General features: G+C 39.6%; 12 protein-coding genes. 7 read left to right on the plus strand and 5 right to left on the minus strand.

What is annotated here, in order from left to right:
* Nucleotides 1-83 precede the first annotated feature (83 nt).
* Nucleotides 84-1088: a catabolite control protein A gene (gene ccpA / locus VK91_RS13580; RefSeq protein WP_048393506.1), complete on the plus strand. Its 1005-nt coding sequence runs from the start codon at nucleotides 84-86 to the stop codon at nucleotides 1086-1088.
* A 178-nt stretch (nucleotides 1089-1266) separates the two neighbouring features.
* On the opposite strand, the gene VK91_RS13585 is transcribed toward ccpA, so the two are convergent.
* From VK91_RS13585 to VK91_RS13595, 3 genes are read right to left on the minus strand one after another with little or no spacing between them, the layout of a single operon-like run.
* Complete coding sequence (locus VK91_RS13585) at nucleotides 1267-2427, minus strand: acetoin utilization protein AcuC (RefSeq protein ID WP_048393507.1); 1161 nt, start codon at nucleotides 2425-2427, stop codon at nucleotides 1267-1269.
* Nucleotides 2427-3074 carry an acetoin utilization AcuB family protein gene (locus VK91_RS13590; RefSeq protein WP_048393508.1) on the minus strand — a complete coding sequence of 216 codons (648 nt, stop codon included), beginning with the start codon at nucleotides 3072-3074 and terminating at the stop codon, nucleotides 2427-2429. The genes VK91_RS13585 and VK91_RS13590 overlap by 1 nt, the downstream gene beginning before the upstream one ends.
* A 24-nt stretch (nucleotides 3075-3098) precedes the next feature.
* Nucleotides 3099-3731, minus strand: coding sequence for a GNAT family N-acetyltransferase (locus VK91_RS13595; RefSeq protein ID WP_036078398.1), 633 nt, complete (start codon nucleotides 3729-3731; stop codon nucleotides 3099-3101).
* Between the two features lie 321 nt (nucleotides 3732-4052).
* Here VK91_RS13595 and acsA point away from each other — a divergent pair, with 321 nt between their 5' ends.
* The 5 genes from acsA (at nucleotide 4053) to VK91_RS13620 (ending at nucleotide 10288) form a co-directional block, all read left to right on the plus strand.
* Nucleotides 4053-5780 (plus strand): acetate--CoA ligase, encoded by a 1728-nt coding sequence (gene acsA, locus VK91_RS13600; RefSeq protein WP_369700625.1) that lies wholly within the window; start codon nucleotides 4053-4055, stop codon nucleotides 5778-5780.
* Nucleotides 5781-6012: 232 nt separating this feature from the next.
* Nucleotides 6013-7047: an N-acetyl-gamma-glutamyl-phosphate reductase gene (gene argC / locus VK91_RS13605; RefSeq protein ID WP_048393511.1), complete on the plus strand. Its 1035-nt coding sequence runs from the start codon at nucleotides 6013-6015 to the stop codon at nucleotides 7045-7047.
* 56 nt (nucleotides 7048-7103) lie between these two features.
* Nucleotides 7104-8336 (plus strand): bifunctional glutamate N-acetyltransferase/amino-acid acetyltransferase ArgJ, encoded by a 1233-nt coding sequence (argJ, locus tag VK91_RS13610; RefSeq protein WP_048393513.1) that lies wholly within the window; start codon nucleotides 7104-7106, stop codon nucleotides 8334-8336.
* On the plus strand, nucleotides 8299-9084 hold the full coding sequence (argB, locus tag VK91_RS13615; protein WP_048393515.1) for an acetylglutamate kinase: 786 nt from the start codon (nucleotides 8299-8301) through the stop codon (nucleotides 9082-9084). Before argJ ends, argB begins: the two co-directional genes overlap by 38 nt.
* Nucleotides 9085-9157: 73 nt before the next feature.
* A complete protein-coding gene (locus VK91_RS13620) occupies nucleotides 9158-10288 on the plus strand; it encodes an acetylornithine transaminase (RefSeq protein WP_048393719.1) in 1131 nt (376 codons plus the stop codon).
* 109 nt (nucleotides 10289-10397) lie between these two features.
* Here VK91_RS13620 and VK91_RS13625 read toward each other — a convergent pair whose 3' ends face one another.
* Complete coding sequence (locus VK91_RS13625) at nucleotides 10398-11279, minus strand: NAD-dependent epimerase/dehydratase family protein (protein ID WP_048393517.1); 882 nt, start codon at nucleotides 11277-11279, stop codon at nucleotides 10398-10400.
* A 135-nt stretch (nucleotides 11280-11414) separates the two neighbouring features.
* Nucleotides 11415-14465: a transglycosylase domain-containing protein gene (locus VK91_RS13630; protein WP_048393519.1), complete on the minus strand. Its 3051-nt coding sequence runs from the start codon at nucleotides 14463-14465 to the stop codon at nucleotides 11415-11417.
* Nucleotides 14466-14859: 394 nt separating this feature from the next.
* Between VK91_RS13630 and tyrS the strand changes: the two genes are divergently transcribed.
* Complete coding sequence (gene tyrS, locus VK91_RS13635; protein ID WP_048393520.1) at nucleotides 14860-16128, plus strand: tyrosine--tRNA ligase; 1269 nt, start codon at nucleotides 14860-14862, stop codon at nucleotides 16126-16128.
* The last annotated feature ends 12 nt before the right edge of the window (nucleotides 16129-16140 follow it).

Consider the following 16140-nt stretch of genomic DNA (forward strand, 5'->3'; position numbering starts at 1 on the left):
GGTTTTTACGTAGTTCTTCTTGAAAATAATATGAAAATTATCGTATGATAAGGCTATAATAGGAAAAAAGGGAGGCACGTACGATGACTGTTACAATTTATGATGTTGCAAGAGAAGCAAATGTTTCCATGGCAACGGTTTCTCGTGTAGTCAATGGTAATCAAAACGTAAAACCAGCAACACGAAAAAAAGTACTAGAAGTAATTGAACGATTAGAATACCGTCCAAACGCAGTAGCGCGAGGTTTAGCAAGTAAGAAAACAACAACAGTTGGCGTGATTATCCCAGATATTGCAAACAATGTTTATGCGGAGCTGGCTCGTGGTGTAGAGGATATTGCCACAATGTATCGTTACAATATTATTTTAGCCAACTCAGATCAACATGAAGATAAAGAGTTACAGCTACTGGATACAATGCTTGGAAAACAGGTTGATGGTATTGTCATGATGAGTGATGAGGTTACAGAAAAGATGCAGCAAACGATGGATCATTCGCCAGTACCAATTGTGCTTGCAGGCTCTGTGGATGAATCCCAAACAATTGCAACTGTGAATATCGATTATTTTCAGGCGGCTTATGAAGCTATTTCATTACTTATTCAAAATGGCCATACACGGATTGGTTTTGTAACTGGCCCACTTTCGTATACAATTAACGGAAAATTCAAGCTAGCAGCCTATAAGAAAGCATTGCAGGATGCTGGTTTACCAATAGATGAAGCATTAATTGCTGCAGAAGAGTCCAGCTATGATATGGGCTTAGAGGCTTGGGAGATTTTATCTGCTCTTGAACAGCCACCAACAGCTTATTTTGCAGGAAGTGATGAATTGGCCATCGGTTTAATTCATGGCGCACAAGATGCGGGCAAAAATGTTCCAGAAGATATTGAAGTTATCAGCTTTGAGAACTCAAAGTTAGCACGAATGGTTCGCCCACAGTTAACAAGTGTCGCGCTACCGCTTTACGATATTGGAGCTGTTGCAATGCGCCTGCTGACAAAATTAATGAGCAAGGAAACTGTCGAGGACGAAGCGGTTATTTTACCACACCGTATTGAGCATCGACAATCTGTCAAAAGTAAATAATGATACTAACACGTAAATCGCTTATGAAGGATTTGCGTGTTTTTATTTGCTGGATGGAACGTCAAAAATAGAGGATAGCGTTTCAAAAGTGAGGGATAGAACAAAAGAAATGGTGGATATACCACCAAAAGCATTCATCTAATTTAAAAAGCCCCACGAATAACGTGAGGCCAAGAAATTAATCCCGTCTTTCATTCCGAATAATATGTAGCGATTTGGCTAACATTTGAGCATTCTTTTCCTCTATTTCCGCTTTACGAGGAATTGGCTCATATAAAGGAATCGGATCCTCCCATGTTGGAATAAAAGGAACAGGTGCTTCTGGTTGCCAGCGATCCAGCCATGCTTGAGGGAGTGGCCCCATTGGTAACGCTTGGTCAGTCATTTCCAACCATAACATGGACCAGGCACGGGGCACCACTCGCCAAATATCGTAGCCACCGCCCCCCACTGCAATCCATCGACCATCACAATACTCATGTGCTAATTGATGAGCTAGCTTAGGAATTTCGCGATAAATATTCATTGTTCCATGTAAATGTGTTAATGGATCAAAATAATGTGCATCTGCACCATTTTGTGTTAATACAACATCTGGCTTGAAAAATTCAAAAATCTCTCGCATTGACTGTTCATAGATCTCTAGGAAACTTTCATCCTCAGTAAACGCATCCATTGGAAAATTAAAGGAGGTTCCATAGCCTTGCCCATTGCCGCGCTCAGTAATATTTCCGGTTCCAGGGAATAGATAACGACCAGTTTCATGTATGGACAGTGTACAAACATTAGGATCCTCATAAAAGCTCCATTGGACACCATCCCCATGATGAGCATCTGTATCTACATAAAGTACACGAGCGTTGTACTTTTCCTGCAAGTAACGAATAGCCACTGTGCTATCATTGTAAATACAAAAACCTGATGCACGACCACGGAAACCATGATGGAGTCCTCCACCAAGGTTAAGGGCGTGTTCGGCTTTTCCTTCCATTACATAATCAACAGCGGTTAAAGTTCCACCAACTAGCTGTGCACTTGCTTCATGCATATTTTCAAAAATAGGGGTATCTTCAGTGCCAATCCCATAGCTTTCACATTGTGCTTCTGATAATTCACCATGTCCTGCTTTTTTTACAATATCTATATATTTTGAATCATGTGCAAGCAATAGCTCTTCTTCCGTTGCAACACGTGCTGGTACAATATCTACATCATCGAGTGCATTAATATTTTTTAGTAGATCCATAGTTAGCGTCAAGCGTTTATGATTGAAAGGATGTGTATCTGAAAATTTATATCCGAGTTGTTCTGGCGAGTATACGAATACGGCCTTTTTCATTATAGCGAAACACCCGGTAAATTTGGCCATAGGACATCAAAGCCCTCTTTGCGTAGATCTTCAATCATTGCTAAAGGATTTAGTGTTTTTACTCGGACGCTTAAAATTTTGTTTTGTGTATTTTCAGAGTCAGGATAAACTAAGACGCTTTGGACATTGGCATGATGTTGATGAAATATTTTTGTAATTTCAAATAAAACTCCTGGGGTATCGGATACCCGAATCTCGATTTTTGACCCAGGCTCGGTAGCACCAGTCAGCTCTATATATGTATAGAGTAAATCTGTTGTCGTAACAATGCCTACCAATTTTCCACCAGAGACAATAGGTAAACAGCCTATTTTTGATTCGTAAAACGTAAGTGCCACCTCTTCAACAAAATCTAGTGGATGACCTATAAGGGGGTCTTTCACCATAATATCCTCTACTTTTGCATTAAAAATAGGAGAGTTTGGTTCATCCTGCAAAGATGAGGGCAAGACCTCTTTAATATCTCGTTCAGTAATTACACCTAAAACGTGGTGTTCATCATCTACAACTGGTAAATGACGAACTTTCTTTTCACGCATTAACTTTAGTGCCTCCTGCACTGTATTGGTAGGAGCTAATGTATAAGGCTTATCATTCATAATTTCTTCTACAATCATATATGCATCCCCTTTGTATTAGTTTTAATACATGAAACGATTTCTAAAACGAAGTCTATCAAATCTTTCCATTGTCTCAGGAGGCACCCGTTTTCCTTCGCGCGCCATCAGGCAATTGGCTGGATGTGATGTAATTTCAGGATCATCTGTTGCAAAATATTCGAAACCAGCAGAGCTCATCATTTTCTCCATCATTTTGCGGTAATCCCAAACATTTAAACCAGTTCCTTTTAAATCCCAATGCCAATAGTACTCGGTAGTAATCACAAGATAATCTTCCATTTCATCCCCCATAAATGAAACGGCTAGTAGCGCCTTCCCAGCACCAGTACCACGGTAGTCAGGAATGACTTCAATGGCACCTAATTCAATCATGTCATCGATACGATCTTCTGCCCATCGTTCAAGTGGATCAGGGTAAAGATAGGTAACATAGCCTACAATAATATCTTCGTTTCGAATAATAATAATTCGGCCTTCGGGTAGTCCAGCAATTTCTATAATGGCCTGCTGTTGCTGTTTTGGAGGTCTGAAGGCAACCAAGCCTTCATGGAATGAATATGTAGCTAATTTTTCTGGAGGCACAGGTCCTTCCACATACACAGTACCATGCTTTGTTTCCTTTGTGACAGAAAAAAAAGTTTTTTTATGTTCCATAATTACACCACCTGAGTTTAATAATTCCATTATAGCTGATTTCTTGCGTAAAAACGCTTATTTTTGCAAAATATACCTGTATTTTTGGAAAAATAAAAATATTGAGACAATCTATCTGAATTCGTGTAAAATAAGATTATATTGCTTCTGTTATTTAACAGATAAAAGTAGTGCTATTAGGGTTTCGGACATTAATACTATGGATAACTGTTATATAACAATTGCTACATATCAATTTTGCTTTTGGAAAATTCTCTGAATTTCAACAGGGGGGATTGTTGAAATTTAGTCAAAAACAAAAGCAAAGAAAGGGGTATTTTCATGGGGATGAAAATGAAGGAGAAGTTAATGGCTTTACCTGGTCAACACCATTTAACGAATTATGAAGAAGTGGCAGAATCTCATAATTGGGCAGATACGGAAAAGGCATTTAGTTGGAGCGAAACAGGTTTAGTGAATATGGCATATGAGGCTATTGATCGCCATACAGAAACACATCGCAAAAATAAGGTGGCATTGTATTTTAATGATGGTAAACGGAAAGAGGCATATTCATTTAATGAAATGAAAAGGTTAACAAACAAAGCAGCAAATGTTTTTAAAGCGACTACTAATCTGCAGAAAGGTGATCGTTTATTTATTTTTATGCCTCGTTCACCTGAGCTTTATTTTTCATTATTAGGTGCGTTGAAAATGGGGGTTATTGTTGGACCATTGTTTGAAGCTTTTATGGAAGGTGCTGTGTATGATCGACTTGCTGATAGTGAGGCGAAAGTATTAGTCACGACACCTGCTTTACTTGAACGTGTACCTTTAGCTAAATTACCTAAATTGGAGCATATCTTTTTAGTAGGGGAGGGCGTTGAGGAAACAGCTCAAATACTAGACTTTACTAAACATTTAAAAGAAGCTTCAGCTCATTTTGATATAGAGTGGGTAGACAGAGAAGATGGGATGATTCTTCACTATACCTCTGGATCAACAGGTGCTCCAAAGGGTGTATTGCATGTCCATAATGCTATGATTCAGCAATATCAATCGACACAATGGGTACTTGATTTACGTGAAGATGATATTTATTGGTGTACAGCTGATCCTGGATGGGTTACAGGAACAGCCTATGGCATCTTTGGTCCGTGGTTAAACGGTGTAACAATGCTAATCGTCGGAGGAAGATTTTCACCACAAGCATGGTATCAGGCTATAGAAGATTATAGTGTGACAGTGTGGTATAGTGCACCAACAGCGTTCCGTATGCTGATGGGCGCAGGTAGTGGCTTGCTTGAAAGCTATGATCTCACATCTTTACGCCATGTGCTGTCTGTTGGTGAGCCTTTGAATCCAGAAGTTATTCGCTGGGGAGTAGAGGAACTAGGTCATCGTATACATGATACATGGTGGATGACAGAGACGGGAGCACATATGATTTGTAATTATCCATCGATGGATATTAAGCCAGGTTCAATGGGGAAACCTCTTCCTGGTATTCATGCGACGATTGTAGATGATGCAGGCAATGAGGCTCCACCATTTACAATGGGGAATCTAGCTATTCGTCGTGGTTGGCCTGCCATGATGCGCCAAATTTGGGGCAATCCAGAGCGCTATGAATCTTATTTCCTAAAAGGAGAATGGTACGTTTCTGGAGATTCAGCCTATATGGATGATGAAGGTTACTTCTGGTTCCAGGGGCGTGTGGATGATGTCATTATGACGGCTGGTGAACGTGTAGGACCTTTTGAAGTAGAAAGTAAGCTACTTGAGCATCCAGATGTGATTGAAGCGGGTGTTATCGGGAAACCAGATCCGGTGCGAGGTGAAATCATTAAAGCCTTTGTATCCTTACGAGAAGGGATTGAACCTTCTGATGCATTAATTGAAGATATACGTGATTTTGTTAAAAAAGGTTTATCTGCACATGCAGCACCACGTGAAATAGAATTTAAAGATAAATTGCCAAAAACACGTAGTGGTAAAATTATGCGTCGCGTTTTGAAAGCTTGGGAATTAAATTTACCAACTGGTGATTTATCAACCATGGAAGATTAATTATCTACAACATCAATTGATATTTATACAACATGTGCATAAAAAGAAGGCAGGGATTCATTCGATGGGCGAAAGGATTCTTGCCTTCTTTTTTCTGGATTTACAATAGTATAGAGGTGAGAGTAGGTGAAATATTATCTATTTCAAAAAACAATGAATTAAATAAAAATTCAGTTGACTTAATAAATATGCAGACGTATACTATTTTTAACTTATTTCAGAGGTGAGTGCAGTGAAAGTAGGTATTATTGGAGCAACTGGATATGGTGGTCTAGAACTTATTCGATTTTTACATAATCATCCAGCTGTAGAACGAATTGATTTATTTACTTCTTCAGAAGAGGGTGTCCAATTTTCTTCGAAATTTGGCCATCTTGTTAGGATAGCTGATACACCGTTACAAAAGATAGCGTATGACACTTTAGAAAAATTCGATGTTATTTTTACGAGTACACCATCTGGGGTGACAAGTGAGCTATTACCGCCTTTGGTTGGGAAAGGACCAAAGTTAATCGATTTATCTGGTGATTTTCGGTTAAAAGATCTAGCAAGCTATGAAACCTGGTATGGCAAAAAAGCTGCACCGTTCCATAGTGTTCAACAAAGTGTATATGGTTTAACAGAATGGAATGAAGAGCCTATACGTCAAGCAACACTTGTTGCTAATCCGGGTTGCTACCCAACAGCAGTTTTATTATCCTTACTACCACTTGTAAAAGAACGTTTAATTGATCCTAGTTTTCTAGTTATTGATGCAAAGAGTGGCATTTCAGGAGCAGGCAATAAGCCCTCACAAACTACCCATTTTAGTGAGACAAATGAGAATTTTTCGATCTATAAAGTAAATACACATCAACATATTCCCGAAATTGAACAGGCACTTTCCATGTTTGCTCAAGCAGATACAAAGGTTACTTTTAATACGCATCTGGTTCCAATGACCAGGGGAATTTTGGCGACATCCTATGCACCAGTAATGCAGGGAATTACAGAGTCGCAATTGATCACTTGCTTACAGGCAACCTATGAGAATCATCCATTTGTTCGAATCGTTACGGATGCATCGAGTTTAGGGACAAATCGTGTCAAGGGATCAAATTATTGTGACATTCTAGTGAAAGTAGATTCCCGTACAAATCGCGCCACAATTGTTAGTGTAATTGATAACCTTGTCAAAGGAGCAGCAGGGCAAGCTATCCAAAATATGAATGTGCAATTTGACTTACCACAAACGACAGGGCTAGATGTTGTACCGTTCTTTATTTAACAGCATGCAGGCAACTGTATGCTTCTCTTATTTATTAATCTAAGGAGGAATTTCGGATGACAGTTACCACTTCAACGAATGTAATGAAAAAATTATCAAGTAAAAATATTGTTTCACCAAAAGGCTTTAAGGCAGCCGGATTACACTGTGGTTTAAAACATAAGAAAAAGGATTTAGCCCTTTTAGTAAGTGAAGTCCCAGCAAGTGTTGCGGGTGTTTTTACTACAAATGCTGTGCAAGCAGCACCATTAAAAGTCACGAAGGAAGTTGTTTATGCAACTAAGAAAATGCAAGCGATGATCGTGAATTCAGGCAATGCGAATGCTTGTACAGGTAAACAAGGTGTAAAAGATGCCCAAACAATGCAAGCGCTAGCTGCTGAAAAATTAGGGATTGCACCAAATTTGGTGGGAGTTTGCTCGACAGGTGTTATTGGAGAAATGATGAAATTAGAGCCAGTAGCAAATGGTATTCTTCAGTTAGAGCCAAAGGACAATTTAGAAAGTGCGATTGACTTTGCGCAGGCTATTTTGACAACAGATACCGTCATGAAAAACACAAGCTATAGTACAACTGTGGATGGCAAGGAAGTTATCATTGCTGGTGTAGCAAAAGGTTCAGGTATGATCGAACCTAATATGGCAACAATGCTAGGCTTTATTACAACAGATGCCAACATTGAATCTGATGTGTTACAAGCAGCTTTATCGACTATTACTAATTTAACATTTAACGCTATTACAGTTGACGGGGATACATCCACTAATGACACAGTGGTAATATTGGCTAATGGCTTGGCAGGGAATAATTCTTTAACTCCAGAGCATCCAGATTGGCAAAATTTCTTTAACACTTTGCAAACAGTAGCGGAAGATTTAGCAAAAATGATTGCCAAAGATGGTGAAGGAGCAACGAAGCTTATCGAAGTGGAAGTTGTTGGTGCAATTTCAGACGAGGAGGCACGTAAAATTGCAAAAACAGTCGTTGGTTCACCACTTGTAAAGACTGCAGTTTTCGGCTGTGATGCCAACTGGGGGCGTATTATTGCAGCAGTAGGGTATAGTGGCGCAACAGTTGATCCAGATAAAATTACTATCCAAATCGGTGGTGCTACTATGGTAGAAAACGGTGAACCAATTCCCTTTTCTGAGGACGAGTTAATTCAAATATTAAAAATGCATGAAGTAAAAATCTATGTGTCCCTTGGTGTGGGTGATGGTAAGGGGCATGCTTGGGGATGTGACTTAACATATGACTATGTCCAAATCAATGCATCATACCGCTCATAAACGTGTGGTCATTAAGCTTGGGGGCAGTACACTGGAAGGTTTAAATGAGGCTTTCTTTGATAATTTTAAAAGATTACAAGAGAGTGGGGTAGAGCTTATTATTACCCACGGGGGTGGGCCAGCCATAAATCGAGAACTAGCTGCTCAAGGCCTACAATCACATACATTAAATGGAATACGTGTCACTAACGAGGCTGCAATTAAAGTTGTCCAATCGACCCTAATAGGGCAAGTAAACACTGCATTAGTTCATGAGTTAACAACAGCTGGTATAGCAGCCATCGGATTAAATGGCTTTGATAATCAGTTGATAGTCGTAGACTTTTTAGATCAAGAGACTTACGGGTATGTAGGAGCTATTAAAAATATCAATACATCCTTATTGGAAGCTTTAATGGGTGTAGGGATTGTACCTGTTATTGCCTGCGTAGGTACGACCGAAGCAGGTCAGGCTCTTAATATTAATGGCGATACGGTAGCAAGTGAAATTGCTTTAGCCGTCGGAGCAGATAGCTTACTACTCGTGACAGATGTGAGTGGTATCCGTATTGAAGATGAATATCAAGCAATAGCTACACCTAGTCTTATAGATCAATGGACAGAGCAGGGCCATATTTACGGTGGAATGATTCCGAAAGTGCAAGGAGCGATTGACTGTTTACGGGCAGGGATTCCTTCTGTACAAATTGTAGGCGCAACTTTAATTGGTACAACAATTGTAGCCACAAGTGAACTTCTTTCTTCCTAGTGTTCTAAATAGGATAGCTTGAGAAGTATAGTTGTTGAAAGAAACTATTTTAAATGATAGTGGAGATGATAACATGAGTGTTTTATTTGAGAATTACGGCAAGCGTCGTGCACAAATTGTTAAAGGTCAGGGGACAATTGTTGAGGATTCAACAGGGAAGCAATACTTGGATTTTACTAGTGGCATTGCTGTGGTGAGTCTTGGTCATGCCCATCCAGCCGTTGTACAGGCACTTCAAGAGCAAAGCCAAAAGCTATGGCATATTTCAAATCTTTTTGAAATACCAGGTCAGGAAAAGGTGGCAGAAAAATTAATTGCTAATACACACTTTTCACATGCCTTTTTTTGTAATAGCGGGGCTGAGGCTAATGAAGCGGCCATTAAATTAGCTCGTAAGCATACAGGCAAACATCATATTATTACATTTGAAAAATCATTCCACGGTCGTACTTTTGGAGCAATGTCTGCAACAGGTCAAGGCAAAGTACATAATGGCTTTGGACCACTCGTAGAAAAATTTTCGATTTTGCCATTTAATGATGCTGCTACACTTGAAGCAACCGTTGATGATTCAGTTGCAGCTATAATGCTAGAAATGATTCAGGGAGAGGGTGGCGTCAATAGTGTATCAGCAGAATTTGCCGCAGCTATTGCAAAAGTCTGTGAGGAGCAAGGTGTACTACTAATTGTTGATGAAGTGCAAACGGGCATTGGAAGAACAGGAACACGCTATGCATTTGAACAAACGGTATTAAAGCCACATATCGTAACTTTGGCAAAAGGCTTAGGTGGTGGTTTCCCTGTTGGTGCAATGCTCGGAACTGCTGAGCTTCATGCTACATTTAGTCCAGGAACACATGGTACAACATTCGGTGGAAACCCTCTTGCGATGAATGTGGCACAAGCTGTTTTAAATCATGTGTTTGAGCCAGATTTTTTACAGCAGGTACGAGAAATATCTGCCTATTTTGTGGCACAACTAAGGGCTCATTTATCTTCTAGCTATACTGTTCAAGGCCAGGGTCTCTTGTTAGGGATTGGCTGTGGGGACACTGAAGTTGCGCCTTATATCGCGGCAGCGGAAGAAAGTGGTCTTTTATTAGTAGGGGCAGGGCCAACAGTTATTCGTCTTTTGCCTCCATTAACGGTCACGAAGGAAGAGATTGACAAAGCAGTAGCTATTTTAAAGAACATATTACCGTGAAAATACACTTTCGTTCAGCAGAAAGTGAGGCAATAGCGGCAAAAATGACTAGACATTAGGATGAACAAAGAATCTGCTAGATATGAGCAGATTCTTTGCGTTATAAATGCTATTGTAGCTGTTTTACTAATGTTGCCACTAATTTTGGTAACCAATCTTCAAGCTGACTAAACGTAAATCCTGCCTTCTCAGCCTTAGCATTAGACATATTCCAATCAGCAGGCACCCCATAAGGAGACTGTGATTCCTCATCACCACCAATGAGGGAAATTTTTGCGCGCTGACCACTTGCTTCTTCAATTAGAGCAATTAGATCTTTGAGAGATATGGCCCCTGATGCGGTAGCATTGTATGGTCCCTCAATAGGAGTAACGCCCGCAAAGTATAAAAATTCAGCAGCTTCCTCATCTGTAATATAACTCATCTTTGCATCAATGTTCGGTAAAGTAATCGGCTGATTCTGTAAAATATGTTCAACGTGGAAATGTAAACGTCGAGTATAATCATCTTCACCCATCACAATTGGGAAACGTACAGCTACGACTGGGAATGAAGCTTCTTTGAATAAGACTGCCTCCGCTTGTCGTTTCCCTTCTCCATAAGAAAATTCCTCTTGATGTCCCATACGAATTTGATACTGGTATGGATCAAAGTCTTCTTCCTTTTTCATCTTACCATCTACCTCATATGTTGAAAGAGTAGAAGTAAAGACGAGCTTTTTCGTTTTTCCCTTGAATATCTCGCAAATCGCTTGTGCCTCGTTGGGCGAATAGCAAATATTATCATAGACAATGTCCCACGTTGTATTGGCTAGTGCCTGTTCTAAAGCATCACGATCATTACGATTTACTACTAATTGCTTAACATGTGTACCAAAGGGATTGCCACTTTGACCACGTGTTAAAATCGTTACATTATGTCCATTTTGAATACAAAGATCAACTAGCTTTTTTCCAAAAAAACGTGTGCCTCCTAAAATCAATATGTTCATATATTTTCACCCCTTCAAAATAGTAGTCCTCTTAATAATGACAAAAAAACAGACTTACTACAATTCATAAGGAATATGCAGTAAGTCTGTTTAATTGATTATCTAATACAAATGCTTTTGCTAAGGCATAATGGATTAGCGTCTTGATGTTTCAGTTGGAGTAGTGGTATTACCATTGTCTCCTCCGTTTGTGCCATCTCCGGGGTTATCAGATCCATCGCCATTGCTTCCGGAGCCATCCCCGTTATTGGAGCCATTGCCATTGTTACCAGAACCATCCCCGTTATTGGAGCCATTGCCGTTATTACCAGACCCGTTCCCATTATTGGAGCCATTACCGTTACTACCCGAACCATTACCATTACCATTACCATTACCATTACCATTAGTAGGTGGCGTTGTAGGTGGTATTGGTTCTTGGTCGTTTTCCTCTGGGTCAGGTTCATTTTCACTACCGCCAGTAGACACAACATTGGAGTGTGGTGATGTTAAACCTGTAATATCTACAGCGACCACTACATAAGCTTGTCCACTAGCAACCGTAATGCTTTGTGTTGACTCTAGTACGGACGTTACAAGTGTATTACCGCCATTCGTAACGTTGTAGATACGATAACCAACAACATCATTCGATGACTCTGACCATGATAATGTAGAGCCATTTACTGAAGCTGAGACAGCTGCTGGAGGGCTACCATCCGCTGGGAAATCAACTGCTGATACAGATGAATTCGACAATGTAGAATTCTTTGGTAACAGACTAGCAGGGTTCCCGCCAAGTCTACCTAACATTCGTTTAATAAAGTCTTGATTAATGCCTGCGCCACCTGCTTTTACAAACTCTGCTGGTGTATTTGGCAACGCATTATAAGTTTTTCCTTTAATCGTCACAACACTTGAAGATGCTAAGCTATCATCAGGTTGTGATGGTAAAAATACTTTCGCATTAAATAAATCTGAGCGTACAAGACCTGCGCTAGCACAAGCTGCAGAAGGGGCCATGCCGGAAATGCCACAGAATGATGCTGTCACAACATTTTTAGGCGCCTTAAAACTTGTTGGAGGGTCAATTAGCTGAGGGTCCGCATCGTAAACAGCATTCATTAAAGTACCCCATAGCTTATTCACCCGAACGCTTGGCTGTAAATAGGTGTTGTTAAATGCATAAAGTGTACGAGGTTGATCGTAACCCATCCAAACACCAAGAGATACATTAGGGTTATAACCAACTAACCAAACATCTTTATATTCTTGAGAAGTCCCTGTTTTTGCAGCGAAATCAGAAGAGAATTTTAATGTATTTCGTGCCATTGTCCCTGTTCCTTTAGTGAGAACATCACGTAGCATATCTGTCACGATATAAGATGTCTCTGGGCTAAATACTTGAACAGGTTCTACTTCATGTTGGTAAACAATATTTCCTTCTTGGTCTTCAATTCGATCAATCATATAAGCGTCAATGAATTGGCCACCATTTGCAAAGGTAGCAAATGCATTTGTATTTTCTTCAACAGTAGTTCCTTCGCTTAAAGCACCGATCCCAGTTGCTAGGTTAGTAAAATCATCTGGATGTAATTTTGAGAATCCCATTTTTACTAACAAATCTGCAGGGCGTCTACTAATAATATCATTATATAAACGTAGTGCTGAAATATTTTGAGAATCTGCTAAAGCTTCACGTGCTGGAATAAGACCTCGCTCATCACTCGTAATATAGTTACTTGGACTCCAAGAACCGATTGAGAATTTCACGTCAACTAATGGACTACCCGCACCGATTACGCCATACTCAATGGCAGGTCCATAAACAAGTAATGGTTTCATTGTAGAACCGTTAGAACGATAAGCTTGTGTTGCATGGTTTACTTGAGTGGTTTTAAAGTCTCGACCACCGACAAAGCTTAAAATACGACCTGTCGTATTCTCTATTAAAATACTACCTACTTGTACCGGCATCTCAATATCAATTTCTTCACCAGTAACAGGATCTTTCCCTTTACCAGTATACGTATGACCATAATACTGGAAGTCTTTTGCTGCTTTTTGCATCGCATCATACATATCTTTATTAATGGTTGAATAAATACGATAGCCTTTTGAACGAACATCACGATCTGCTAAAATCGTATATTTATCCTTTAATTTTTTTTCTGACTTTAAGCGCTCTGGGTCAATCCCATCATCTTTTGCTAATTTTTCAGCAATAATATCTTTTGCACGAGCTTCAAGCTCATAAGTCAACCAAGGATAACGATCCTCCGCGCGCATTTCTGGTCCACGGAAATCGGCAGCAATATCATAGTTTAACGCTTCATTATACTGTGCATCATCAATATAACCAGCTTCTTTCATACGATAAAGTACTGTTTTCATACGATCAATACCTGGTTTCAAAGCTTCTTCACTTTTCAGTTCACCTGTATTTGTAAATGGTGTATAAGCAAATGGTGCCTGTGGAATACCAGCTATGTACGCAGCTTGAGGAAGAGTCAATTCTTTTGCTTTTACGCCAAAAATTCCATCCGCAGCTGTTTCAACACCTGCAATATTTCGTCCTGAAGAGTTACGACCATAGGGAATGATATTTAAATAAGCCTCTAATATTTCTTCCTTCGTCATAAAATGTTCTAAACGCATCGCTAGTAAAATTTCCTTAGCTTTACGCTCGTATGATACTTCATTAGTTAGTACTTGGTTTTTAATAAGCTGCTGGGTAAGTGTAGAACCACCTGTCTGCGTTGCAGAGTTTGTGACATCTTGTAATAACCCACGAATAACTGCTTTAGGAACAATTCCGTTATGCTCTCGGAAATATTCATCTTCTGTTGCCAGAACAGCATTCACGACCTCTGGTGCAACATTGCTAAGCGAAGTTTCACGTCGATCTAAATCTGTCCTTAATTTCCCAATATAAATATCGTTGGCAAAATAAATCTCACTGGTTTCTTCATAGCTAAAAATTTGATCCCTTAACTCTTGTTTTGAGCGTAACGGTTCTTCTTTTACAAGAGAAGCAAAATAACCAGCTCCAACTGAACCGACAAATACAGTGCCAACCAATGCAAAGACTAAAAATAGTAAAAATAAGTTCCAGGTAACACTACCTGAAATACGTAATTTCTTCATCCATTTTTGTTCAAGTAATTCATCGATCTTTGCATTGATTTTTTCAATCCAATCTTTCAATGTATCGACCTCCTAAAATCTTGTCTATTATAGCACATATTGTTTTAGCACGAACATAGTTATTGACTTTGAAAAAGAATCGTATAAAATTATGTTTATAGTTTTCTGGTGATGAAGAGCTTGCAGTAGTGTCTATATTCCCTGTTTAGAGAGCCAGTGGTTGGTGAAAACTGGTCATATTGTAGAGACGAATTACGTGCTTGGAGCTTAGACGTGCGCGCCTGCGATAAAGGCGGCTGAATGAAGTGGAAGGTGGATGACATCTTCAAGCTGGGTGGTACCGCGTTAGTTTGCAACTTAACGTCCCTGCATGCAATTGTTTGCGTGTAGGGACTTTTTTTATTTAAACATGTCCATGCACGTAATGAATTTAACCATTTTAGGAGGAATGAACATGACAAACGAATTATTACAAGATTTAGAATGGCGTGGTTTGCTATACCAACAAACAGATGCGGAAGGCATGGCAAAATTATTAGATGAACAATCTGTATCTTTATACTGTGGGGTAGATCCAACAGCTGACTCCATGCATATTGGACATATTGTTCCATTGTTAACACTTCGTCGATTCCAAAAAGCGGGCCACCGTCCAATTTTACTTGTTGGTGGTGCGACAGGGATGATCGGTGACCCATCTGGCCGTTCAGAAGAGCGCCAATTACAAACAGTAGAGCAAATCGATAAAAACGTTCAAGGAATCCGTAGTCAATTAGAACGTATTTTCGAATTTGCGGAAGATGGCAATGGTGCTCAGCTTGTGAACAATCGTGACTGGATTGGTAATATAAACACAATTGAATTTTTACGTGATTACGGGAAACTAATTAACGTAAACTATATGTTAGCAAAAGATACGATTGCTTCTCGTCTTGACACAGGAATCTCGTTTACAGAGTTTGCCTATACGTTAATTCAAGGTATTGATTACAATCATTTATACAATCACTACAATTGCCGTATTCAAGTAGGTGGCTCTGACCAATGGGGTAATATTACAACAGGGTTAGAGGTTATTCGTAAAACACACGAGGAAGAAACGAAAGCCTTCGGTATTACGATTCCATTAGTAACAAAGGCAGATGGCACAAAGTTTGGTAAAACCGCAGGTGGTGCTGTTTGGCTAGATGGTAAGAAAACCTCTCCATATGAGTTCTACCAATTCTGGATCAATGCAGCTGATGCAGATGTCATAAAATACTTAAAAATCTTTACGTTCCTATCTCGTGAAGAAATTGAAGCTTTAGCCGTTTCTGTAGAGGAGGAGCCACATTTACGTAAGGCACAAAAGGCGCTAGCTGAAGAAATGACTCGTTTAATACATGGTCAAGAGGCATTAGAGCAAGCCATCCGTATTACAGCTGCTTTGTTCTCAGGAGATCTAAAAGCACTTTCAGCTGAAGAAATGAAGGACGCTTTTAAAGATGTTCCTTCTATTGAAATGACTAAAGATGATAAAAACATTGTGGATCTACTTGTGGAGGCTGGCATTTCCTCTTCCAAACGTCAAGCACGTGAAGATGTATCAAATGGTGCTATTAGTGTAAACGGTGAAAAGGTAACAGATTTAGAATATGTAGTCGATGCGAAGGATCGTTTAGAGGATGCATTTAGCATTGTCCGTCGAGGTAAGAAAAAATATCATATGGTGAAATTTATCTAATTTCTATTTGCA

Origin of the sequence: Lysinibacillus sp. LK3, from assembly GCF_001043675.1 — a bacterium.
In the GTDB taxonomy this organism is placed as follows: domain Bacteria; phylum Bacillota; class Bacilli; order Bacillales_A; family Planococcaceae; genus Lysinibacillus; species Lysinibacillus capsici.

Excerpts from the sequence above, each read along its gene's own strand:
- VK91_RS13590 (WP_048393508.1), bottom strand. The coding sequence starts at position 3,074 with ATGATTGTAGAAGAAATTATGAATGATAAGCCTTATACATTAGCTCCT.
- VK91_RS13595 (WP_036078398.1), bottom strand. The coding sequence starts at position 3,731 with ATGGAACATAAAAAAACTTTTTTTTCTGTCACAAAGGAAACAAAGCAT.
- argB (WP_048393515.1), top strand. The coding sequence starts at position 8,299 with ATGACTATGTCCAAATCAATGCATCATACCGCTCATAAACGTGTGGTC.
- VK91_RS13585 (WP_048393507.1), bottom strand. The coding sequence starts at position 2,427 with ATGAAAAAGGCCGTATTCGTATACTCGCCAGAACAACTCGGATATAAA.
- acsA (WP_369700625.1), top strand. The coding sequence starts at position 4,053 with ATGGGGATGAAAATGAAGGAGAAGTTAATGGCTTTACCTGGTCAACAC.
- argJ (WP_048393513.1), top strand. The coding sequence starts at position 7,104 with ATGACAGTTACCACTTCAACGAATGTAATGAAAAAATTATCAAGTAAA.
- ccpA (WP_048393506.1), top strand. The coding sequence starts at position 84 with ATGACTGTTACAATTTATGATGTTGCAAGAGAAGCAAATGTTTCCATG.
- tyrS (WP_048393520.1), top strand. The coding sequence starts at position 14,860 with ATGACAAACGAATTATTACAAGATTTAGAATGGCGTGGTTTGCTATAC.
- VK91_RS13620 (WP_048393719.1), top strand. The coding sequence starts at position 9,158 with ATGAGTGTTTTATTTGAGAATTACGGCAAGCGTCGTGCACAAATTGTT.
- VK91_RS13625 (WP_048393517.1), bottom strand. The coding sequence starts at position 11,279 with ATGAACATATTGATTTTAGGAGGCACACGTTTTTTTGGAAAAAAGCTA.